This window comes from Coprococcus sp. AF51-11b1, assembly GCF_027682785.1.
In the GTDB taxonomy this organism is placed as follows: Bacteria; Bacillota; Clostridia; order Lachnospirales; family Lachnospiraceae; genus Allocoprococcus; species Allocoprococcus comes.
The window spans coordinates 73,790-98,214 of record NZ_JAQCZB010000016.1 but is presented as its reverse complement, the minus strand read 5'-3'; the positions used below and the strand labels follow the sequence as shown (position 1 = coordinate 98,214).

Genomic DNA, 24,425 nt, shown 5'->3' with positions numbered 1-24,425 from the left:
ACTCTAAGGAATTGACCTAATTATCTAAGTTTCATGTCCACACTATAGGGTCCATTATACTGTAATCTTTTTGATTTTCTTTGAGTTTTTTAGAATACAATCAATTTATTTACATCATCTTCTTGATTTATTTTCATTTTTCCGGTATGCAATCAATCTATTTCTGAAATTATCTTGATTTATTTTCATTTTCAGGAATTATAATCAATCCATTTCTGGAAACTTCTTGATTTATTTTCATTTTTTTTGGAATTATAATCAACCTATTTAATTAGACTGTCTTGATTTGTTTTAGCTTGTAATAATTTGCAATCAATTTACTCTTTGCAAAAATGATTTGATAAAAGATTTTTTGATTTGGTGGATTCAGTGTATCATATATATTCTGAAAAGAACAGTAAAATTTTCATTTTAATCATAATTTAATATTTCTAATCTATAACTAGATAAAATAAGAGAGCGTGTGAAAAAACGAAAGGTTTTTTCACACGCCCTCTTATTATTTATTTCTTGCTATACGCAATATGCTTATTTTGCATTCTTCTGAGCGATTGCAGCCTGAGCAGCAGCCAGACGAGCGATCGGTACACGGAATGGTGAGCAAGATACATAATCAAGACCAATGCTGTTGCAGAATTCTACAGAGCTTGGATCTCCACCATGTTCTCCACAGATACCAACGTGAAGTTTCGGATTAACCGGTTTTCCGAGTTCGATAGCCATCTTCATAAGCTTACCAACACCTGTCTGGTCAAGTTTAGCAAATGGATCGTTCTCGAAGATCTTAGCGTCATAGTAAGCTTCAAGGAACTTACCAGCATCATCACGTGAGAATCCGTATGTCATCTGTGTAAGGTCGTTTGTACCGAAGCAGAAGAAGTCAGCTTCTTTTGCAATGTCATCAGCTGTAAGAGCAGCTCTAGGAATTTCGATCATTGTACCAACTTCGTACTCAAGGTCGCTTCCTGCAGCAGCGATTTCAGCGTCAGCTGTTTCTACTACAAACTTCTTAACATATTTAAGCTCTTTGATATCGCCAACCAGCGGGATCATGATTTCCGGTTTAACATTCCAATCCGGATGAGCTTTCTTAACATTGATAGCAGCACGGATAACTGCGCTTGTCTGCATCTTAGCGATTTCCGGATAAGTTACAGCAAGACGGCATCCACGATGTCCCATCATTGGGTTGAATTCGTGCAGAGAGCTGATGATTGCTTTGATCTGGTCAACAGATTTGCCCTGTGCATCAGCAAGTTTCTTGATATCTTCTTCTTCTGTTGGAACGAATTCGTGAAGCGGTGGATCAAGGAAACGGATAGTAACCGGATTTCCTTCCAGTGCTTCATAAAGTTTTTCGAAGTCTCCCTGCTGTTCCGGAAGGATCTTAGCAAGTGCAGCTTCTCTTTCTTCTACTGTTTCAGAGCAGATCATTTCACGGAATGCATCAATTCTGTTGCCTTCGAAGAACATATGCTCTGTACGGCAAAGTCCGATACCTTCAGCACCAAGTTCGCGGGCTTTCTTAGCATCAGCTGGTGTATCAGCATTTGTACGAACTTTCATAGTTCTGTACTTGTCAGCCCATCCCATGATTCTTCCGAATTCACCTGCGATTGTAGCGTCTACAGTCGGGATGATTCCGTCATAAATGTTACCTGTAGATCCATCAAGAGAGATTGCATCTCCTTCATGGTATTCTTTTCCACCAAGTGTGAATTTCTTGTTTTCTTCATCCATGTTGATGTCACCACAACCAGATACACAGCATGTTCCCATACCACGTGCAACAACGGCTGCGTGTGATGTCATACCACCACGAACTGTCAGGATACCCTGAGCAGACTTCATACCTGTGATATCTTCCGGTGATGTTTCAAGACGTACAAGAACAACTTTTTCTCCTCTTGCAGCCCATTCTACAGCATCATCAGCTGTGAAGACGATCTTACCACAAGCAGCTCCTGGAGATGCTCCAAGTGCTTTAGCCATCGGTACAGCAGCTTTCAGTGCAGCTGCATCGAACTGTGGATGAAGCAGTGTATCAAGGTTACGAGGATCGATCATAGCAACTGCTTCTTCTTCGGTTCTCATTCCTTCATCAACGAGATCGCAAGCAATCTTAAGAGCAGCCTGAGCTGTTCTCTTACCATTACGTGTCTGAAGCATGTACAGTTTACCATGTTCTACAGTAAACTCCATATCCTGCATATCTCTGTAATGTGTTTCCAGAGTCTTGCATACTTCTTTGAACTGTTTGAATGCTTCTGGGAATTTCTGTTCCATTTCTGAAATGTGCATTGGTGTACGAACACCTGCAACTACGTCTTCTCCCTGAGCATTTGTAAGGAATTCTCCGAACAGTCCGTTATTTCCTGTAGCTGGGTCACGTGTAAATGCAACACCTGTACCACAGTCATCACCCATGTTACCAAATGCCATCATCTGTACGTTAACAGCAGTTCCCCATGAATACGGGATATCGTTGTCACGACGATATACATTTGCTCTCGGGTTGTCCCATGAACGGAATACGGCTTTGATAGCTCCCATTAACTGTTCCTTTGGATCTGTCGGGAATTCAGCACCGATTTTTTCTTTATATTCTGCCTTGAACTGGTTAGCTAATTCGTGAAGATCTTCTGCTGTAAGTTCAACGTCCTGTTTAACGCCTCTTTCAGCTTTCATCTTGTCGATCAGTTCTTCGAAGTATTTTTTACCTACTTCCATAACTACGTCAGAGTACATCTGAATAAATCTTCTGTAGCAGTCCCAAGCCCAACGTGGGTTGCCTGATTTTTCAGCAAGTACATTGACAACGTCTTCGTTAAGACCAAGGTTCAGGATTGTATCCATCATACCAGGCATAGATGCTCTTGCACCAGAACGAACGGAAACAAGAAGTGGATTCTCTTTATCACCGAATTTCTTTCCTGTGATTCCTTCCATCTTTGTAATAGCTTCCATGATCTGAGCCATGATTTCTTCATTGATCTGTCTTCCGTCCTCATAATACTGAGTACAAGCTTCTGTTGTGATTGTGAAGCCCTGTGGCACTGGAAGACCTAAGTTTGTCATTTCAGCAAGGTTAGCGCCTTTTCCACCAAGCAGGTTTCTCATATCGGCATTACCTTCTGTAAACATGTAAACCCATTTTGTTGCCATTTTACAATTCCTCCTCGTTATTGGTAATTGATATATATAAAACTTGAAAATCACAGTCAGACTGGTAACTGTCTGCTCTTTTCATATCTTATATCGCCCTTAAAAAACGGATTTTACCGCACTAATATTGTAAATGTTTTAACTGTGATAGTCAACCCTTATGCACTTTTTTTCGTACAAAAAAGTGAATTTATCGAAGAGTTCAATTTCTTCAAGTGATTTCTTCTATAAAAAAAATCTCCGTAATTAAATTTCTTTTATATACTATAAATTTTGTTATTATCAGAAAAAACTCAGGCAAAACCGGACTGTATCCATTGTTTTGCCTGAGTTCTTTTCATCTCTTACATATTCAGAAGAAATGCTCTGTATCCCTTTACTGCTTCATACACATCAGCTTTGCTGCTGACCTCATAAGGTGCATGCATAGAAAGTACAGCAACACCGCTGTCGATCACTTCCATACCATAATTTGCCATAATATATGCAATGGTTCCGCCGCCGCCTACATCGACTTTACCAAGTTCTGCGAACTGGTAAGTAACGCCTGCATCGTCCATCACCTTGCGCAGTCTTGCAAGATATTCTGCATTTGCATCATTGGATCCGCTCTTTCCGCGGCTTCCTGTAAACTTGTTGAATGCAAGTCCCTTTGTAAAGAAAGCGGCACTTCTCTTTTCAAATGCTTCTGCAAACATCGGATCATAAGCAGCACTTACGTCAGAAGAAAGCATTCTTGAATTAGCAAGTGCACGGCGTACCTTCAGTTCAGATTCACCTTCTGTAAGTGCAACAAGCTCTGCAACTGTATTTTCAAAGAAACGAGAATGCATTCCAGTTGCTCCGACGCTTCCGATCTCTTCTTTATCTACTAACAGACAGCATCCTGTACGCTTTGCATTTTCCACATCCAGCATAGCGAACAGAGAAGTAAATGCGCAGACTCTGTCATCCTGTCCATAAGAAAGGATCATGCTGCGGTCAAATCCACAGTCTCTTGCCTTTCCGGCCGGAACAATTTCCAGCTCAGCCGATGCAAAATCCTCTTCTTCGATTCCATAGTTCTCTTTTAAAATATGAAGTACGTTAGCCTTGATCGTTTCTTTTTCTTCTTCATCAAGTCCCTCCGCTTTATCAAGTGGACTGTTTCCAATCAGAAGATCCAGCTTTTCTCCTTCGATCACTTCACTTGCTTTCTTTGACATCTGGTTTGCTGCAAGATGAACAAGAAGGTCTGTAATAACAAATACCGGATCAGACTCTTTTTCCCCAATGCTGATCTCTTCTACGCTTCCATCTTTTTTCGCAACAACACCATGAAGTGCCATCGGTCCTGTTACCCACTGGTATTTTTTGATTCCACCATAATAATGTGTATCCAGATAAGCCATTCCTTCACTTTCATATAATGGATTCTGTTTCACATCAATACGTGGTGAATCGATATGAGCTCCAAGGATATTCATACCGTTTGAAAGCGGTTCTTCGCCCATACGGAACATGGCAAGCATTTTTTCCATGCATACCGCATATACTTTATCTCCTGCTTTCAGGCTCTTTCCTTCTTTCAGAACATCTTTGATATCCTGATATCCTGCTTCTTTCGCCATCTCAACCGCAAGCTTTACGCATTCACGCTCTGTCTTTCCGGCATCCAGGCAAGCTTTGTACTTTTCATTGATTTCATGAAGTTCTTTTTTGGCAGCTTCATCATAAGAGCTCCAGAGATTCTTTTTTTCTTCCATTTCTATACCTCTCTTCAATTCAGTTGGGATTCCCCACAATGCTTTCAGTATAACCCTCTCCCGATAAGAAGTCAATTATTACCCTTTAACTTTACAAGCATTTCCGTCATCGTTTCCTTCAAAACCGGATGCCGTTTATGCGGTGCGATCTCACACATTGGTCTAAGCACAAATTCCCTGTTCTGCATATCAATATGTGGTATACATAAATCATCCTCTTCAATGATCTGATCCCCATAGAAAATGATGTCCAGATCCAGTGTTCTCGGTCCCCATCTGCGGATCCGCTTTCTTCCGGCTTCCTGCTCAATTCGGTGTAACAGCTCCAGAAGCTCATGCGGGGTAAGCAGTGTTTCCATTTTCAGTGCCCCGTTCAGGAATTCATCCTGATCCGTCACGCCATATGGCTCGGTTCCGATCAGTTTCGATACCTTCATGACTCTGCAAAGTTTTTCATTTTTCAGCTCTTCTACCGCATTCTCAATGTATTTTTTCTTGTCACCCATATTCGATCCGAGTGCGATAAACGCTTCATTCCAGCAACGTTCAATCTTCACGGAAACCGTCTCAAGCGGCAGTCCTACCGGTGCCCATGGTTTCTTTACTTCCACCATGACTTTCCGGATCTTCTCATCAAATAATAAGATCTCTTCTGCAAGCTGCTCTGCTACTGCTTCGATCAGCCTGTAATTCTTCTCTTCCATCTTTTCTTTTATCAGATGGGAAATGGTTCCGTAATTCACAGACGCTTCCAAGTCATCCGTTTTTCCCGCCTTGCGTGTATCCACATATAAAATGCAGGAAACCAGAAACTTCTGTCCCAGTCTGTTTTCTTCCGGATACACCCCATGATTTGCAAATATTTCCAGGTTTTCAATTTTTATCTGATCCATCTTTTTCTCCTGCTTACTCTCTTGCCAGAATCACTTCTGTCATCTTGATCGCTCTGCGGTTTTTCTCAGCATCATGAACACGCACAAATCCATAATGACTCTGTACTGCCATCACGGTTGTGACAAGAGTTCCTTCTTCTCTTTCTGTTACCGGCAGATCCAGTGTCAGACCGATCATGGATTTTCTGGAAGTTCCAAGAAGCATCGGATATCCAAGTCCGTTAAAAAGATCCAGATGCTTCATCACATCCAGGTTCATCTCGTAGGTCTTTCCAAATCCAACCCCCGGATCCAGCATGATCCGGTCATCTCCAATCCCAGCCGCTTTCGCTGTATCTACACACTTCTGCAGTTCTGCATACATATCCTTCAGGAAATTCTTGTACACCGCATCATTTTTATTATGCATCAGACAGCATGCCGCATCATATTTTTTCACAAGACCTGCCATCTTTTCATCGTACTGGAATCCCCAGATATCATTTACCAGATCTGCCCCTGCCTGAAGTGCTGCCTCTGCCACATCACTCTTATAAGTATCAATCGAAACCGGCACATCAAAATTCTTTTTAACAGCCTCGATAACCGGCGCAGTTCTTGTAATTTCTTCTTCTGACGTAATCTGCTGGTGTCCTGGTCTTGTGGACTCTCCTCCGATATCCAGGATATCGGTTCCGCCTTCTAAAAGCTCTTCTGCATGACGCATTGCCGCATCATAACCGTTCCACTTTCCCCCGTCCGAAAAAGAATCCGGTGTCACATTCAGGATTCCCATAATATAAGTATGGTTTGCTGTGTCAAATTCTTTATTCCCAATTTTCATTTTGTTTCCTCGTTTTCTACCAGATGATTTTCTGATTCTTCTTTTCTCCGCTCCAGTTACAGTCCTTCTCAGCCGGACACGTATAACACGCACGGGAAATCTTATCTGCATCATAAAGGATTTCTGCAAGCTGCCACTTATCCTGCCCTGCATTTTCTGTCTCTTCTGCATTGCCCCGGTGACTTAAAATTGCAAAAAGAATCCTTTCCGACTCCTCCTTTGTAAATCCAGTCTCTTCCAGAATCCTTTTTGCAATTTCAGCACTCGCTATCTCATGGGGAACTCCCGCCTTATATTGCTGCCATTTCCCGATATCATGAAGTAATGCCGTCGCATAAATCGCTTCTTTTCCAAAGGCATATCCACGCTCCATCGAAAAAATATACATCAGACGTGCCACGTCCAGAAAATGGTTCATATCATGATGGCAGAATATTCTTTCCTTTTCTGCATCTTTATTCTTTACCAGTCCTTCTATAAAAAGAGGATGCTCATATATTTTCCAGATTCTCTGCATGCTCCTCTGCTCTTCCAGTTTTCGTTTTATTTCCATCGCACTAACCTATCATACGGAAAAACATGTTCTGCAGCTTTTCATTTTCTTCAAATGCACCTCTTGTAACAACACTGACCGTCTTGCTTCCCGGCTTCTTGATTCCACGCATGGTCATACACATATGCTCTGCCTCAGCAAGTACCATTACTCCCTTTGGATGAAGGTTCTCCATCAGGGCATCCGCAATCTGTGCTGTCATCTGCTCCTGTAGCTGAAGTCTTCTGGCAAACACTTCCACAGTCCGTGCAAGCTTGCTAAGTCCCACTACCTTTCCATCCGGAATATAGGCAATATGAACCTTTCCGTAAAATGGCAGCATATGATGTTCACACATGGAATAAAACGTAATATCTTTTTCCACAACCATCTCATTGTTTTCTGCTGTAAATGTCTTTTTCAGGTGTTCCGCTGCATCCTCATTCATTCCACCACAGATTTCTTCATACATTCTTGCAATCCGGTCCGGTGTCTCAGCCAGTCCTTCCCTATCCGGATCTTCACCGATTCCTTCCAGTAAAAGACGGATTGCCTGTTCTACTTTTTTATGATCTACCATAATGTTCTCTCTTCCTTTTTCCTTTCAAACACGTTTGTTTCCCGTTCAAGTCTTATCACTTCTCCCAGATAAGATAAGGAACCAAACACCAGAACAACATCTTCTTTCCCACATTCTGCTTTTGCTTTTTCAAGCGCATCTGCAATGTTCTCTGCCGGTTCTGACTGTACGTTCTTGGCCTTTAATACTTCACATAATCTCTCTTTTCCCAGATTCCTCTCCCCATTTGGAAGATCGATCGTATACACCTTTGAAAGATACGGAGCCATGATCTCTGCGATTTGTTCATATTCTTTATCTTTAAAAACCCCCATCACACCGACAATCTTTCTGTCCGTCAGATAGGTTCTCACATTTTCCGCAAGTCTTCTTGCGGCATCCCTGTTATGCGCTCCGTCGGCGATCACGGTCGGTTCTTTTTCAAGTACCTGAAACCGTCCAGGCCATGTCACTTTCACAAATCCCTTTCTTACAGCCTCTTCCGGAATCGGGACACCGCTCCTTCTTAACGCATCCACAGCTTCCAATACTGTCGCCGCATTGTCAATCTGATATCTGCCAGCCAGGCGAAGACGGATATCTTTATATTCTCCATAAGAGAAAATCTGTCCATCCATCGTTTCTTCAGAAATCACAGCCTTTTCCGGATGCGAAACCACAAACCGGCATCCACACTCTCCGGCCTTTTTCTGGAGGATATCGATCACAGACATCTGCTGTGGCGACGTGACAACTGCCAGACATGATGGTTTTATAATTCCGGCTTTATTTTCTGCTATCTCTTCTAATGTGTTTCCCAGCACTCCGATATGATCCATACTGATCGATGCAAAAATGCTCAAAACAGTTGTATCTATTACATTTGTCGCATCAAGAAGCCCACCCATCCCGGCTTCCAGAACGACATAATCACACTGTTTTTCTCTGAAATAGAGAAATGCGATCGCTGTTTCTATCTCGAAAACAGTTACGGTGAGATCCGTTTTTTCTTCTACTTTTTCTGCTGCCTCTTTCACCTGAGATACAAAAGGGGCGAGCTCGTCCTCCGCCATCCATTGGCCATCAACCTGAAATCGTTCCATATATCCCATCACGGTCGGAGAACAGTATCTTCCGGTCCGGTATCCTGCCTGCTGCAGGATACCGGAGAGTCCGGCGAGAATCGATCCTTTTCCATTAGTCCCGGCTATATGTATAAATTTCAAATCTTTCTGCGGATTCCCAAGCTCACCCAATAAGCTCTTTATACTATCTAAGCCAAGTACACTTCCGTATTTCGATACATGATCCAAATATACCCTTGCTTCTTCGTATAACATGATTTAATTTTCCTTTTTGTACTTTTCAGCATATGCTGATATCTGAATATTTTATCATATTCCTTTACTGCTGTACAGTTCTATTTCTTTTTCTTTGGTACAACGTGGATCGCTCCACCCTCTGCTTCTTCCAGGGCTTCTCCGATTCCTTCGTTATACGTCGGATGTGCACGCATTCCCTTTAAAAGCTGTGCAACCGTCATTTTATTTGCAATCGCAGTTACAAATTCACCAATCATGTCTGTAGCTCTTGCACACATCATCTGTGCTCCGAGAATCACATCTGTCTCTTCATCTGCCACAATCTTGATAAATCCTCTTTCTTCTTTTGTAATAAGCGATTTACCATTGGCACTCATGATAAATTTTCCAGTCTTCACTTTGATTCCCTGTTCTTTGGCTGCATCTTCTGTAATACCTGCTGATGCGATTTCCGGATCTGTATAAACACATCCCGGAACCACATCCAGATTCACAGAAGGTTCTTTTCCCGCCAGCTGTTCTGCAACAACGATTCCCTGTGCACTTGCTGCATGGGCAAGCTGTGCGCCAAAGATCAGATCACCGATCGCATAGACTCCCGGAATACTGCTTTCGAATTTATCATTTACAAGAACACGTCCTCTTTCCATATCCGGAGCAGCACCTTCTGCAAATAATCCGTCGGTATTCGGGCATCTTCCGACTGCACACAGAACATATTCTGCTTCTACAGTCTGTTCTTTTTCTTTTTCAACGAAGGTACATACACAAGTATCCCCTTCCATATGCACACCCTGTACTGCTGCTGATGTATGGCTTTCTACGCCACGTTTCTTCAGGATCAGTTTCAGATTTTGTGCGATCTCTTTATCCATATTTGGAACCAGGCGCGGCATTGCTTCAAGAATGGTAACCTTAGATCCAAGTGCGGAATACACGGTTGCAAATTCTACACTGATCACACCACCACCGATGATAACCAGACTCTTCGGAACTTCTCTCAGCTTAAAAAGTTCATCACTTGTCAGAACTCTCGGAAGATCCATTCCCGGAATCGGAAGAATCAGTGGTTTGGAACCAGAAGCCAGAATGACATTCTCTGCTTCGACAGACTGTTCTTCATTTCCTGTAATCTTAACTTTTTTCCCCTCAAAAAGTGTGCCTTTTCCATAATATCTTGTTACGCCATTTGCCTGCAGAAGCTGTTCTACTCCCTGAACAAGCTGTCCGGTTGTCTGCTCCTTATATTCCAGTATTTTTTCAAAATCATAAGTAACATCTGATGCTGAAATTCCGAAACGATCCGCTTCTTTGATTTCACGATATAATGTCGATGCATGAATCATTGCTTTTGCCGGAATACATCCCCTGTTCAGGCACGTTCCGCCGACTTCTCTCTCCTCGATCACTGCGGTCTTCATTCCAAGCTTCGCAGATTTGATTGCTGCCACATATCCTCCCGGACCGGCTCCAATTACTACTACATCAAACTTCTCACTCATTTTATTTCATCCTCCTACAGTTCCTCGCCCCGAATCCATTCGATAATGTCTTTCATCATCTCTTCTTCCTGTGGATCATCTGACCAGAAAAGCCCCAATTCCGTACAGATACTTTCCTTTCTGTACTTCAATCCTTTCAGATACTTCGGAAGTGTATGTATGAAATCCGGATTCAGTGCATCCGACCATGCAATTGCATCCTTGATCTTTCCTGATTCTACTGCAAACTGAAGTGTAATCCCTCCCCATCCAAAACGGTGGGAAAGCTCATACTGAAAATCAATTTTTCTGCCATAAAGCCAGTTCCATGAAGAGAAAAATTTCTCTCTTTCTGCAATTACTCCGGTATCAAGGTCTTCTATTTTTTTATCACGTACCTTTAATCCGTATACCTTTTCAAATGACTGTTTAAGTGCCACCTTCAGTTCTTCCATTGTAAGCTCCGGAAGATAATCTCTTAAATTTGTCACTCTGGATTTTACCGAATCAACCCCCTTTGATTTCAGTTTATCCTTTGATACAGTCAGATATCTGGATAAGGTTTCCATATTTACTCCTACCATGATCGTGCCATGATGATAGCAATGCTTTTCCTGCTCATAAAACGCATTTCCTGAGAATTTCTTTCCATCGATCAGGATATCGTTACGCCCGGATTTTTCAGCCTTCAATCCAAGGATCTCCATCGCTCCTATGATTACCTGAAGCTGCCGGTCCAGATTATATTCTTCTTTATTGATCAGAAATGTGAAGTTCATATTTCCCAGATCATGGTACACAGCTCCGCCACCTGACAGGCGTCTGGCAAGATGACCACCTTCTTCTTCAAGCTTTGTTGTTCTACATTCTTTCCAAGCATTTTGATTCCGTCCGATAACAACTGTATTCTGATTCTGCCACAGATAAAGAATACATTCTTTATCCTCGCAGTGGAGGAGCAAATACTCCTCCACTGCAAGATTTCTATATGGACTGAACTGATTGCTTTCAATATAAGTAATCTTTTCAATCATAGTTTTTCCCTCGCTTTAAGCTATAACTTATTAGTCCTGCCATTCGTATCGCAGATATGGATGTCTTGCTGCTCCAACCTCATCCATTCTTGTAACCGGTGTTGTAACAGGAGCCTGATGAAGCTGTTCGGCATCTGTTTCTGCGATTTCATACAGTTTGCGTAATACTTCTACTGCTTCATCCAGAGTTTCTTTGGACTCTGTCTCTGTCGGCTCTACCATCAGTGCTTCCTCAACGATCAGCGGGAAGTACATTGTCGGTGGATGGATACCGTTATCAAGAAGTCCTTTTGCAATATCCATTGCAGAAATTCCTGTTTTCTTTTTCAAATCTGCAAGACTCATTACGAATTCATGCATACATACCTCGTCATACGCCATTGTATAAAGGTCTTTCAGTTTGTTCATCATGTAATTTGCATTCAGAACTGCATTCTGGCTCGCTTCCGGAATACCTTCGCGTCCCAGTGTCTTCACATAAGTAAGTGCTTTTACGATGACTGTAAAGTTTCCATAGAAGCTCTTCATCTCACCGATGCTCTGTGGTTCTTTTACAAATTTCAGTTCTTCTTCCCCATCTACTACATAAGACGGAAGGAACGGAACCAGCATGCTCTTGCATCCAACAGGTCCGCTTCCAGGACCACCGCCACCGTGCGGAGTTGAGAATGTTTTGTGAAGATTCAGATGGATCACATCAAATCCCATATCTCCAGGGCGAACAGTTCCCATAACTGCATTTAAGTTTGCTCCATCATAGTAGCAAAGTCCGCCACAGTTATGAACGATCTCCGTGATCTTCAAAATATTCTTATCAAAAAGTCCTACCGTATTTGGATTGGTAAGCATAAGTCCTGCTGTATCCTCTCCGCATACTTCCTGTAATTTTTCAAGATCAACACCACCATCCGGTGCAGATTCAATGCTGACTACCTGGAATCCTGCCATTGCCGCACTTGCCGGGTTGGTTCCATGTGCAGAATCCGGAACAATAATTTTCTTTCTCTTTTCGTCTCCACGGCTCTTATGATATGCTTTGATCAGAAGAAGTCCTGTAAATTCTCCGTGAGCACCGGCTGCCGGCTGGAATGTCATACGATCCATACCTGTGATCTCGCAGAGAAGATTTTCAGATTCTTTGATGACTTCCAGGCATCCCTGTACCGTATGTATCGGCTGCAGTGGATGGATCTCTGTGAATCCCGGAAGTGCTGCCATATCTTCATTGATCTTCGGATTATATTTCATTGTACAAGATCCGAGTGGATAAAAACCATCATTCACACCATGTGATTTCTTTGCAAGTTCTGTATAATGTCTGCTCAGTTCAATTTCAGAAAGCTCTGGCAGATGAAGTTTTTTCTCTCTTTTATCTTTTTCCTGTGGAAGTGTTACTTCTACATCGCATTCTGGCAGTAAATCGCAACCTCTTCCAGGTCTGCTTTTTTCAAATATTAACATTACTGCACCTCCTTCAGAATCTGAACAACTGCGTCCATCTCTTCTTTGGTATTCACTTCTGTACAGCACCACAGAATTCTGTGTTCGTCAAGCGGAAATCCTCCAAGGATTCCTTTTTCCTCAAGTGCTGCAAGTGCTTTTGCGGCCGGAACATCGGATACAGTTACGAATTCATGGAAAAATTCTCCTTTGTTCTCGGTCTGATATCCAACTTTTGCAAGTTCTGCTGAAAGATAATGTGCTTTTGAAGTTGAAAGTGTTGCTGCTTTCTTAATCCCTTCATTGCCCATTGTTGCCAGATAAACGCCTACTGCTAGTGCGCAGAGTGCCTGGTTTGAGCAAATATTGCTGGATGCTTTTTCACGACGGATATGCTGTTCTCTTGCCTGAAGAGTAAGTACATAACCTTTCTTTCCATTGTGGTCTTCTGTCTGTCCAACGATACGTCCCGGAAGATTTCTCATCATCTTCTGTGTTGCAGCCATAAATCCAAGATATGGTCCACCGAATGCAATAGAAAGTCCAAGTGGCTGTCCTTCGCCAACTGCCACATCAGCTCCATATTCTGCCGGTGTCTTTACTACACCGAGAGAAATCGGATTGACATTCATCACATATTTCGCACCAGCTCCATGTGTGATCTCACCAATCTCGGCTGCTTCTTCCAGATTACCGTAATAGTTCGGATGTTGGATCAGTACACATGCTGTCTGTGCATCTACATGTTCTTTCAGATATTCCATATCTGTAAGTCCGTCTTTTTCCGGAATTACTTCTATTTCCATTTCATTACCGAAGCAGTATGTTTTGATTGTTTCAAGAACATATGGATTCACGGTAGCTGAAACAAGTGCTTTGCTGCGTTTTCTGTCACGGCACATTGCCACACCTTCTGCGGATGCTTCTGCACCATCATATACGCAGGCATTGGAAATATCCATTCCTGTCAGATCACAGATCATGGTCTGATATTCAAAGATCGACTGCAGGATTCCCTGGCTGATCTCTGCCTGATAAGGAGTATATGCAGTTAATAAATTTTCTTTTGAAATCACGCTCTTTACTGTTGCCGGAATAAAATGCCGGTAAGCGCCTGCGCCGCGGAAAATCGTCTTAAAGACCTGATTCTTTGCAGCAATATTTTCCATATCACGACGTACTTCTAATTCTGTTTTTCCTTCCGGAATATTAAGACCGCCCTGGATCTTTACTTCTGCCGGAATGTGTGCGAACAAATCATCAATTGTCTGAAACCCGATTTCTTTCAGCATTTCCTGACGCTGTTCTTTTGTATTCGGTACATAGCTTCCCATAAATGGTCCACCGCCTTTCCCTGATTATTCTTCGCTTGCTGCAAATGCCTCATATTCTTCTGCTGAAAGAAGTTCCTCTGTTCCCGATACATCTTTTACTTTGATGAACCATGCATCATACGGAGCGCCATTGATCTTTTCTGGTGCGTCAAGAAGTTCTTCGTTGATTTCTTCAACTTCTCCTGTTACCGGTGAGTATACATCTGATACCGCTTTTACAGATTCAACATCTCCAAATACTTCTCCGGCTTCTACACTGTCTCCAGCTTCCGGAAGATTTACGAATACGAGATCACCAAGTGCTGACTGTGCATAATCCGTAAGTCCAATTGTCCAGACTCCACCTTCTTCTTTTACCCATTCGTGTGATTTTGTATATTTTAATTCTGCTCTTACTTCCATGATTTTAATCTCCTTTTCTTTTCAACTGCCGGTCACCTTTTCCAAACACTCTCTATCGCTTTTTTCTGCGACCGGACTGTTAATCTATTTTCGTTATTATTTTCTTTTATTTTGCTCTCTTATAGAACGGAAGCTGCACAACTTCTGCTTCCACTCTTCTTCCACGTACATCTGCTTCTACCTTGTCGCCAATTGCTACGCTTCCGGCATCAACAAGTGCCATGGCGATCGGATATCCAAGATAAGGGCAATGCGTTCCGGATGTTGTATGTCCGATCTTCTGATCTCCAGCATACAGATCCTGATGTTCACGGATGATTCCTCTTCCTGTTACTTTAAGACCAATTCTTTCGATCTTTGGTGTTCCTCTGTCTTCTATGGCTTTCTTTCCGATGAATTCGTCTTTCTTCATCTTAACACCGAAGTTCAGACCTGTTTCAAGAGGTGATACTTCATCATCCATCTCATGTCCGTAAAGAGGCATTGCAGCTTCCATACGAAGTGTATCACGAGCACCAAGTCCACAAGGGATTAGTCCCTCTTCTTTTCCTGCTTCAAGAAGTGTCTCCCACATCTTTTCTGCCAGATCACTTGCCAGGTAGATCTCTACACCATCTTCACCGGTATATCCTGTCTTGGATACGATGCAAGACATTCCGGCAACTTCTGCTCCAAATACTGCATGATAATATTTCTTTGGAATATTTTCTTCTGTTGTAAGTTTTCTTAAGATTTCCATCGCCTTCGGTCCCTGAAGAGCGATCTGTCCATACTGGTCGGATACATCTGTAAATGTAACCTCTCCTGACTGATGTGCGAGCATCCACTGATAATCCTTATCCTTGTTTGCTGCATTTACTACGATAAAATAGTGATCATCTGATCTTTTGTATACGATCAGGTCATCTACAGTTCCACCGTTCTCGTTACACATCGGGCTGTATCTTGCCTGTCCGTCTACCATATTTGTAAAATCGTTTGTAAGGATGTGCTGCAGATTGACAAGAGCATCTTTTCCTTCACAAAGGATTTCGCCCATATGAGATACATCAAAAAGTCCTGCCTGTGTACGTACTGCCATATGCTCTTTGATCACGCCTGTCTCATACTGAACCGGAAGAAGGTATCCGGCAAACGGCACGATCTTTCCACCTGCTTTTACATGAGCGTCATAAAGGGGTGTTTTTAATTCCATTATTTCTTCCTCCTGTTATTCATAAAGTGGATATTTATCGCAGATCTTTGTAACTTCGGCACGGATTTCATCTGCTTTGGTATCAAAGTCTGTAATCGTCATCTTGATCAGTTTTGCGATGGTCTTCATATCTTCTTCTTTCAGACCTCTTGTTGTAACAGCCGGTGTTCCGATACGAACTCCACTGGTCACAAACGGACTTGCAGGATCATTCGGAACTGCATTCTTATTAACTGTGATGTAAACTTCATCCAGTCTGTTCTGAAGTTCTTTTCCTGTGATGTTCATGTTCTGAAGATCTACCAGAATCAGATGGTTGTCTGTTCCACCACTGACAAGGTTGAATCCTTCTTCAACCATGGCTTCTGCAAGTGCTTTTGCATTCTTGACAACCTGTTCCTGATAGGTTTTGAATTCCGGTTTTAATGCTTCTCCGAAGCATACAGCTTTTGCTGCGATAATGTGCATCAGAGGTCCGCCCTGTGTTCCCGGGAAGATTGCTTTGTTGATCGCTTTTGCATATTCTTCTTTGCACATGATCATTCCACCACGAGGTCCTCTGAGTGTCTTATGTGTTGTTGTTGTAACTACATCAGCATAAGGAACCGGGCTCTGGTGAAGTCCTGCTGCAACAAGACCTGCAATGTGTGCCATATCTACGAAAAGATAAGCTCCAACTTCTTTTGCGATATCTGCAAAAATATCAAAACGGATCTCTCTTGGATAAGCCGAAGCTCCTGCTACGATCATCTTTGGTTTGCATTCACGTGCAAGCTTTCTGATTGCATCGTAATCCAGAACACCGTCATCATTGACATTGTAAGGTATGAAATTGTAAAGAATACCGGAAAGGTTTACCGGTGAACCATGTGTAAGATGTCCGCCGTGTGCCAGGTTCAGTCCCATAACTGTATCACCTGGTTTGATCAGCGCCTGATATACAGCTGTATTCGCATTTGCTCCTGAATGCGGCTGTACACATACATGGTCACATCCGAATAATTTCTTTGCACGTTCAATTGCAAGATTTTCAAGAATATCTACATCCTCGCATCCGCCATAATAACGTTTTCCCGGATAACCTTCTGCATACTTGTTTGTCGGTACAGTTCCCATCGCAAGCATAACTGCCGGGCTTACGATATTCTCTGATGCGATCAGTTCAAGGTTTCTACGCTGACGGCCAAGTTCTAACTGCAGCGCTTTCCCTACTTCTTCATCACATTCAGTAATGTAATTTGTTACATCTTCAATTCTGTTCATTCTCTTTTACCTCCTTAGAACCAACTACCTGGTCTTTTTCGCTCCCTTTCCGGTGTACTTAATTCAGAATTTTATCGTTTATATCTGTATTTTTCTGAATATTCCCCTTTTTAGGGTACAAAAAAAACAGGCAAAAAAGTTTTCGTCATTGAAATCTTTTTTGTCTGCCTCTGTCCGTTCACCTGAAAGATCACCCGGACTTTTGCGCTATATAGTCCAGACTACTTCTTCGGTACAATACATATATATTGTTCTCCAGAGTGTTGTCCGAATATGTTCCTTTTGCCTGAGAGTTTCTGCCTGCCCCTTCGGCTCATGCTATACATTAAATAACGGTGCGCGCCGTCTGTACAACAAGTATCTCACATATTCATCTTCCAACCTTAACGTTAATCCCATTATATAATTGTCGTTACAATTAGTCAAGCGTTAAATAATTTTCTTTATTGTTTATTATTTGTCAGAATATTCAATAGTTTTTTCCTATAGGCATTGTTTTTATTGACTATTTTTTAACTATATCATCGATTTTCTTTGTCTATTTTCACACTTGCCAGCATTTCCCCTGCCACAAAATAGTTTCCACTAGTAAAGTTGAATGATAAATGGGACAAATATAAGTGTTCAAATTCGATTGTTGTGCCATGGCGAGGAGACTCAAAAATTATGGAAGCCTCTGCTGACATAATTTTCGCTTTCAGAGGCTCCTCAGAATGGTTGGCACAACGGAATTTGAACACTTATATTTGTCCCATTTGTCTCACAACCTCCCAAACAAACTTTTTTTGCACAAAAAGATCCGGACTTCCCAAACCTGGGAAATCCGGATCTTTTCAAATCTCTACCACTCAAATTTTTTCTCAAAGTATGCTTTGAGATCTTCAATTTTAATTCTTTCCTGCTGCATTGTATCACGGTCACGAACAGTAACTGCTCCGTCTTCTTCTGAATCGAAGTCATAAGTTACGCAGAACGGTGTTCCGATCTCATCCTGACGACGATATCTCTTACCGATATTTCCTCTGTCGTCAAATTCACAGTTATAATACTTGCTCAGCATTGCATAAACTTTCTCAGCACCTTCATTCAGCTTCTTGGAAAGCGGAAGTACACCGATCTTAACCGGTGCAAGTTCCGGATGGAAGTGCATAACGGTACGTGTAGAACCGTCTTCCAGTTCTTCCTCATCATATGCTGCGCAAAGGAACGCAAGTACCACACGGTCAGCACCAAGTGATGGCTCGATAACGTATGGAATGTATTTTTCATTGGTCTCATCATCAAAGTAAGTCAGATCCTGTCCTGATACATTCTGATGCTGTGTCAGGTCATAATCTGTTCTGTCTGCGATTCCCCACAGCTCGCCCCATCCAAATGGGAAGAGGAATTCTACGTCTGTTGTAGCCTTGCTGTAGAAAGAAAGCTCTTCTTTGTCATGATCTCTGTAACGGACTTCTTCATCCTTAAGTCCAAGAGAGAACAGCCAGTCAAGACAGAATTTCTTCCAGTAAGCAAACCATTCAAGGTCTGTATCCGGTTTGCAGAAGAATTCAAGTTCCATCTGTTCAAACTCACGGGTACGGAATGTAAAGTTACCCGGTGTAATCTCGTTACGGAATGATTTACCGATCTGACCAATACCAAATGGAAGCTTCTTTCTTGAAGTTCTCTGTACGTTCTTAAAGTTTACGAAGATTCCCTGCGCAGTCTCAGGACGAAGGTAAACAACGTTCTTTGCATCTTCTGTTACCCCCTGGAAAGTCTTGAACATCAGGTTAAATTCACGGATCTCTGTGAAATTGTGCTTTCCACAAGTCGGACACGGAACTTCGTGTTCTTTTACAAATCCTTCCATCTCTTCATGTGACCATCCGTCAATGCTGTCCGGAATATCGATTCCATGCTCATGTGCATAATCTTCAATGATCTTATCTGCACGGAAACGTTCGTGACATTCCTTACAGTCCATCAGCGGATCACTGAATCCTCCCAGATGTCCGGAAGCGATCCATGTCTGCGGATTCATCAGGATCGCACAGTCAACACCTACATTGTACGGATTCTCCTGAATAAATTTCTTCCACCATGCTCTCTTTACGTTGTTCTTAAGTTCAACACCCAGGTTACCATAATCCCATGTATTTGCAAGCCCACCGTAGATTTCAGACCCCGGATATACAAAGCCTCTTGATTTTGCCAAAGCTACAATTTTGTCCATTGTCTTTTCTACCATAACACTAATCCTCGCATTCTTTTTATTTTTCGTTAGAAGAACAACGCCACTTATCGCGATAACATTTATTCCTCTCTGATTCACCTATTATACCTATTGCATATAGGTTTTGCAAGCTTATCCTGCTAATTTTCGCCAAATTTGTCTTTATTTTCTAATCTAATATACAATTTTCCGGTTATTTCAGCCCTGTGAGCTGCTCCAGAATCTCAAGCGACTTGAATCTGTGAGCCACGTATACATCCAGATAACGCCCCATTAGCTTTCCCAGTTCCTTTAAAACTTCATCGCTTAAGGTAAAGGTATAGAGCTTTTCCACCGGTGTCCCGACAATGAACTGCATGGCATAAAGGGTAGACGTATTCAGCCGCATTCCGTCATAGACATTCTGACCGCATTCACTGCAGACCAAACCACCTTCCTTTACACTGAACACACAAGGACGTTCCCTGTTCCCGCATCTGACACACTGAAATACCTGCGGTCCTTCCCCACTGACACTGAGTGCCTTCAGTTCAAATATGTAGCGTACCAGCTCAAATGGAATGATCTTTTTCGTCAGCACGCGCATCGTCTGATAAAGAAGCTTCAGCATTTCCCGCTCGTCATTGGCTTCCCTTGTATAAAAATCTGCAAATTCGAGAAAATAAAATGCATAGTATGCCGCTTCCACATCCGTGCGGAGCTCTGCAAAATAATTTTCGATCTCTGCCGACTGGAGAGTGTTGGAATTTCTTCCTTCATACAGCATGAATTTTCCGAAATTACAAGGTGTACAAGCCCCTGCAAGCGGACTGTTCGGTCGTCTCGCCCCTTTTGCAAACGCTGATATTTTCCCTTTTTCTTTTGTCAGGATCACGACTCTTTTATCATATTCACCAATCGGTGCTACCGACAGAATCATCCCTGTCATTGTTGTTAACTGATTCACTGCATTTGTCCCCGTATTTCTCCGTTTTCGCTTTGCAGACTTCCTTTTCCCGGTAGGAGAGATAATCCTCCACCCGTCCTGTTCTTGCAAACTGATCCCAGTATTCCTGATTCATCCTTCGGTCACCTCATCTTTTTCTTATGCCTTTTAAGATTAGGTTCTCCCATATTTTCAGATGCTATACTGCGTAATATCTGCCAACTGTTTTTCAGAGAAACACCTTGACATTTTTTACTCGTCTTCTCGGTATCCAAAGTTTTTGATCAGGAAATCGCTGTCTCTCCAGTCTTTCTTTACTTTTACCCAAAGCTGGAGATTTACCTTACATTCGAGCATCTGCTCGATCTCATATCGCGCCGTACTGCCGATCTTTTTCAGCATGGATCCCTGCTTTCCAATGATGATTCCTTTATGTGAATCACGTTCACAGATGATCGTTGCCTCAATATCCATCACTTTTTTGCGTGCTTTCATCTTCTCGATTGATACCGCAATTCCATGTGGAATCTCCTCATTCAGGCAGTGCAGTGCTTTCTCACGGATCAGCTCTGCCACGATCTGCCTTTCCGGCTGGTCGGTAATGGTATCTTCATCATAAAACTGCGGTCCATACGGAAGATATTTCATGATGACCTTTAAAAGCTCGTCTGTATTTTCACCGGTTCTCGCAGATACCGGAACGATATCTGCAAACTGGTATACTTCATTGTATTTTGCGATACAAGGAAGAATATCTTCCTTCTTCACGGTATCTGCCTTGTTAATGACCAGCACGACAGGTGTTGTCACCTTCCCAAGCTGCTGCACAATGTGCTGCTCTCCGGCTCCGATAAAGGTACTTGGCTCAACCAGCCACAGCACCACATCCACTTCATTTAAGGTACGCTCTGCCACATTTACCATGTAGGTGCCAAGCTTGTTCTTTGCCTTGTGGATTCCCGGTGTATCGACAAATACGATCTGTCCTTCCTCGGTCGTAAGCACCGTCTGGATCCGGTTTCTTGTGGTCTGTGGTTTATTCGATGTAATAGCGATCTTCTGACCGATCAGATAGTTCATAAGGGTGGATTTTCCCACATTCGGTCTGCCGATCAACGTTACAAATCCTGATTTAAAATCTGCTCTCATGCATTCTCCTTCTAAAATAAATTCTCAACTGTCATAAATAATTCTTTTTCTTCTTCTATCTTTGCTTCATTTCCGATCACACAGATCTGATCATTTGCAAGCACTGCACGTGCCACACCTGCAAGTGCGCGGATATCCTCCTGGTTTGCTGTAAGGATCTGTTCTCTTTCTTTTCTGATCATCTCTGCACTGACATGATTCATATAAAGGTTCATGGAACGGTCTCCCTTGGTTGCCGGAGTCATCGGCTGATCAATGTTGCTGATCGTTCCGATAATATATTTTGTCATATCGCGTTCGCTGACCGAGAAGTTCTCCAGATATTCCGGAACTCCGTCGTAGATTTCCAGGGTTCTTCCAAGATTCGGGTCACGGTAAGATACAAAATATCCCTCACCAATGCGGTTGAAGTTACTCATGCAGCCATACGCACCACCTTTTACGCGGATATTGATCCAGAGGTATTCATAACTCATGATCACTTTCAGGATCTGCAGTGCCCCGTTATATTCCTCCCCTGCGTCGATAAAGTTGCCTGCCTTTGCCGCAAACTGTACTTTAGAAGAAGTTTTAAATCCTTCATTCTTCTTTTCACAGTGCAGGATGCATCGGCTCTCTGGCGTTCTCTCCAGATAAAGAGCTTCTTTTAAGCTTCCGATCTCCTCTTCCAAAACGGCAAGTCCCTCTCTTGAGGCTGTGTAACTGATCATCACATTGCCTTTTCTGAAAAGCAATTCCGACAAAGCCTTCAATCCGCTGATGATTTCTTCTTTTTTCTCATCAAAATGTTCTTCCATCTCACGGATATTCTGGTAATATTCTATTCCATTCGTCGTATCTTTGAATTTTGAAATCGGTGACTTATAAGACATTGCCCGGAGTGCTGCTGCAGAATGTCCTGCAGACAGGAAACGATCCTGTAATCTGGTCTTTGTCATAGAAAGAATCTCTTTCAGACGTTTTTCATCATCCAGTTTCGATGCTGTCAGAATCTCTTTCATCATACGGATGGCAAATGGAATCTGTCCATAAAGTGCTTTCCCTTTGATTTCAAAAGTTGCCTTGAATTCTTTTTCTTTTACTTTCGTCACATCCGGGTAAAGCTCCAGTGAAGTTCCGATTCCTCCGGTGTGTCTGTTGATTTCATTAAAAAGTTCTCCATATTCATAATGCTCAGTGTCAATGATTCCGAGAACTGCCTGCAGAAGCCCCACCATCGGGAGATCCTTTTCCGGCACATCCGAAAGGTCAAACATCAGATCCAGATAACCGATCCCGTTCGTCTCAATCTCATGGAATACCGTCGGGATATCTGCAATCTTCATCTCTTCATTATAAATCGGTGCGATCTCGCGGGAAATATCCGCTCTTGTCAGCATCGGTATCTTCTCCAAATCCTCCTGACTTGACGGTTCTTCCTGATACTCCTGTAAATGCTTTGTATCTGCAACCAGCTTTTCGATTTCTCCCCTGCTAAGGCTTTCTTTATATACCTGCAGTTTTTCTTTTAACTCCGCATCCAGTCTGGCTGTACGTCCCGGTTCCGGCACAATCGTGACCAGTGCTCCATGCTGGTTATCCAAAAGATATGTCTGAATCAGTTTTTCAAAATACCCGGTATTGATCTGTTCTTTTAAGAACGCAAAGGTGTCCAGTGCCTCCACATGGATAAACGGCTTTGTCTCATCATAAAGCCAGCTGTCAAATATCTGCAGACCGTACATCAGTCCCTTTGGATAGCCTCCGAAGTCTGCTTCACGGTAACGGAATTCATGGTAATTGATTCCCGCTTCCAGTGCCTTTTTGTCCATTCCGTTTTCTACGATAGCCTTCAATGTATCTTCGATCACTTTTACAAATTCTGCTTTCTGCTCTTCATTGGCATTCTTTGCCACAATGGAGAAGATCGGCTGATAGGTGCTGCTGTCATACGACCCGCTGATATCTTTTCCGATTCCTGCTTCCAGAAGTGCTTTTGTAATTGGTGCTCCCGGTGCAGAAAGCAGTGCATAATCCAGGATCTGGAATGCCAGATACAGCTTTTCATCCAGAGAAGTCCCAATGACCTTATTGTAGGAAAGATAGGTGTTATCTTCTGTCGATTCATTACTTGCGATCGAATACGGCTTTGTGATATCATGCATTTGCTCAAACGGCTTCTGCAAATGGATCTCAGAATCTACTTCTTTTCTATCGTAAGCAGACAGATATTCCTGATCCAGCCAATTTAATTTCTCTTCCATATCCATATTTCCATAGAGGTAAATATAACTGTTGGACGGATGATAATAGGTTCTGTGGAAATTCAGATATTCTTCATAAGTCAGTTCCGGGATCACATCCGGATCTCCGCCGGACTCATTTGCATAGGTCGTATCCGGGAAAAGAGAATTCAGGATCATACGGTCCAGAACACCATCCGGTGAAGAAAAAGCTCCCTTCATCTCATTATAAACAACTCCGTTATAAGAAAGCTCCCCATCTGCTTCCTCCAGGTGATAATTCCATCCCTCCTGCCGGAAGATCTCTTCGTATTTATAAATATTCGGATGCAGAACTGCGTCCATATACACGTCCATCAGATTCTGAAAATCCTTTTCATTACAGCTTGCAACCGGATATACCGTCTTGTCCGGATAAGTCATCGCATTCAAAAAGGTGTTCAAAGATCCTTTTACCAGTTCCACAAACGGATCCTTGGTCGGAAACTTTTCCGAGCCACACAGAACAGTATGTTCCATGATATGTGGCACTCCGGTACTGTTCGTTGTCGGTGTGCGGAATCCGATATTAAATACTTTATTTTCATCATCATTGGAGATCAGAAGCACCCTCGCACCGCTCTTTTTATGTCTTAAAAGCGCTCCTTCCGATTTCAGATCCGGAAGAGGTCTGTGCTCAATGATCTCATATGCTGTAAGCTTTGTTAAATCCATATATGATTT

At 42.5% G+C, this 24,425-nt stretch carries 19 protein-coding genes and 1 riboswitch; all 19 genes read right to left on the bottom strand.

All coding sequences use genetic code 11. The features are described from left to right. Positions 1–528 precede the first annotated feature (528 nt). The 19 genes from ppdK to PGY05_RS14780 all read right to left on the bottom strand — a co-directional run bounded on the left by ppdK (position 529) and on the right by PGY05_RS14780 (position 24,416). Positions 529–3,165, bottom strand: a complete 2,637-nt coding sequence (ppdK, locus tag PGY05_RS14870) for a pyruvate, phosphate dikinase (RefSeq protein ID WP_008372032.1) — start codon at positions 3,163–3,165, stop codon at positions 529–531. Positions 3,166–3,509: 344 nt separating this feature from the next. Continuing rightward, positions 3,510–4,910, bottom strand: a complete 1,401-nt coding sequence (locus tag PGY05_RS14865; RefSeq protein ID WP_022220665.1) for an aminopeptidase — start codon at positions 4,908–4,910, stop codon at positions 3,510–3,512. A 71-nt stretch (positions 4,911–4,981) separates the two neighbouring features. Then, the gene (folK, locus tag PGY05_RS14860) at positions 4,982–5,803 is read right to left on the bottom strand and encodes a 2-amino-4-hydroxy-6-hydroxymethyldihydropteridine diphosphokinase (RefSeq protein ID WP_270476238.1); all 822 of its coding nucleotides are present in this window, start codon (positions 5,801–5,803) and stop codon (positions 4,982–4,984) included. Positions 5,804–5,816: 13 nt separating this feature from the next. Further along, positions 5,817–6,626, bottom strand: a complete 810-nt coding sequence (folP, locus tag PGY05_RS14855) for a dihydropteroate synthase (protein WP_055246418.1) — start codon at positions 6,624–6,626, stop codon at positions 5,817–5,819. A gap of 16 nt (positions 6,627–6,642) precedes the next feature. Further along, a complete protein-coding gene (locus PGY05_RS14850; RefSeq protein WP_270476237.1) occupies positions 6,643–7,179 on the bottom strand; it encodes an HD domain-containing protein in 537 nt (178 codons plus the stop codon). A 4-nt stretch (positions 7,180–7,183) separates the two neighbouring features. After that, complete coding sequence (gene folE / locus PGY05_RS14845; protein WP_008372045.1) at positions 7,184–7,738, bottom strand: GTP cyclohydrolase I FolE; 555 nt, start codon at positions 7,736–7,738, stop codon at positions 7,184–7,186. Continuing rightward, the gene (locus PGY05_RS14840; protein WP_270476236.1) at positions 7,732–9,057 is read right to left on the bottom strand and encodes a bifunctional folylpolyglutamate synthase/dihydrofolate synthase; all 1,326 of its coding nucleotides are present in this window, start codon (positions 9,055–9,057) and stop codon (positions 7,732–7,734) included. The genes folE and PGY05_RS14840 overlap by 7 nt, the downstream gene beginning before the upstream one ends. An 80-nt stretch (positions 9,058–9,137) precedes the next feature. After that, positions 9,138–10,541: a dihydrolipoyl dehydrogenase gene (gene lpdA / locus PGY05_RS14835; protein WP_270476235.1), complete on the bottom strand. Its 1,404-nt coding sequence runs from the start codon at positions 10,539–10,541 to the stop codon at positions 9,138–9,140. Between the two features lie 14 nt (positions 10,542–10,555). Continuing rightward, positions 10,556–11,554 carry a lipoate--protein ligase gene (locus PGY05_RS14830; protein WP_008372051.1) on the bottom strand — a complete coding sequence of 333 codons (999 nt, stop codon included), beginning with the start codon at positions 11,552–11,554 and terminating at the stop codon, positions 10,556–10,558. Positions 11,555–11,584: 30 nt separating this feature from the next. Then, on the bottom strand, positions 11,585–13,015 hold the full coding sequence (gene gcvPB / locus PGY05_RS14825) for an aminomethyl-transferring glycine dehydrogenase subunit GcvPB (RefSeq protein ID WP_195368429.1): 1,431 nt from the start codon (positions 13,013–13,015) through the stop codon (positions 11,585–11,587). Beyond that, positions 13,015–14,328 (bottom strand): aminomethyl-transferring glycine dehydrogenase subunit GcvPA, encoded by a 1,314-nt coding sequence (gene gcvPA, locus PGY05_RS14820; protein WP_118198824.1) that lies wholly within the window; start codon positions 14,326–14,328, stop codon positions 13,015–13,017. Before gcvPA ends, gcvPB begins: the two co-directional genes overlap by 1 nt. Positions 14,329–14,352: 24 nt before the next feature. Then, positions 14,353–14,730, bottom strand: coding sequence for a glycine cleavage system protein GcvH (gene gcvH, locus PGY05_RS14815; protein ID WP_055157472.1), 378 nt, complete (start codon positions 14,728–14,730; stop codon positions 14,353–14,355). Between the two features lie 106 nt (positions 14,731–14,836). Beyond that, on the bottom strand, positions 14,837–15,925 hold the full coding sequence (gcvT, locus tag PGY05_RS14810) for a glycine cleavage system aminomethyltransferase GcvT (RefSeq protein ID WP_055261253.1): 1,089 nt from the start codon (positions 15,923–15,925) through the stop codon (positions 14,837–14,839). Between the two features lie 15 nt (positions 15,926–15,940). Further along, the gene (gene glyA / locus PGY05_RS14805) at positions 15,941–17,188 is read right to left on the bottom strand and encodes a serine hydroxymethyltransferase (RefSeq protein WP_270476234.1); all 1,248 of its coding nucleotides are present in this window, start codon (positions 17,186–17,188) and stop codon (positions 15,941–15,943) included. 264 nt (positions 17,189–17,452) lie between these two features. Next, a riboswitch (glycine riboswitch) is annotated at positions 17,453–17,565 on the bottom strand. A 464-nt stretch (positions 17,566–18,029) separates the two neighbouring features. Continuing rightward, complete coding sequence (locus PGY05_RS14800; protein WP_055157464.1) at positions 18,030–19,421, bottom strand: glycine--tRNA ligase; 1,392 nt, start codon at positions 19,419–19,421, stop codon at positions 18,030–18,032. 178 nt (positions 19,422–19,599) lie between these two features. Then, positions 19,600–20,325: a DNA repair protein RecO gene (gene recO / locus PGY05_RS14795; protein WP_172676492.1), complete on the bottom strand. Its 726-nt coding sequence runs from the start codon at positions 20,323–20,325 to the stop codon at positions 19,600–19,602. Next, positions 20,297–20,467: a hypothetical protein gene (locus tag PGY05_RS14790; protein ID WP_022220670.1), complete on the bottom strand. Its 171-nt coding sequence runs from the start codon at positions 20,465–20,467 to the stop codon at positions 20,297–20,299. Before PGY05_RS14790 ends, recO begins: the two co-directional genes overlap by 29 nt. A 116-nt stretch (positions 20,468–20,583) precedes the next feature. Next, entirely contained in the window at positions 20,584–21,480 is an 897-nt protein-coding gene (era, locus tag PGY05_RS14785) for a GTPase Era (RefSeq protein ID WP_055157460.1), read from the bottom strand. 11 nt (positions 21,481–21,491) lie between these two features. Beyond that, entirely contained in the window at positions 21,492–24,416 is a 2,925-nt protein-coding gene (locus PGY05_RS14780) for an insulinase family protein (RefSeq protein WP_270476233.1), read from the bottom strand. Between the last annotated feature and the right edge of the window lie 9 nt (positions 24,417–24,425).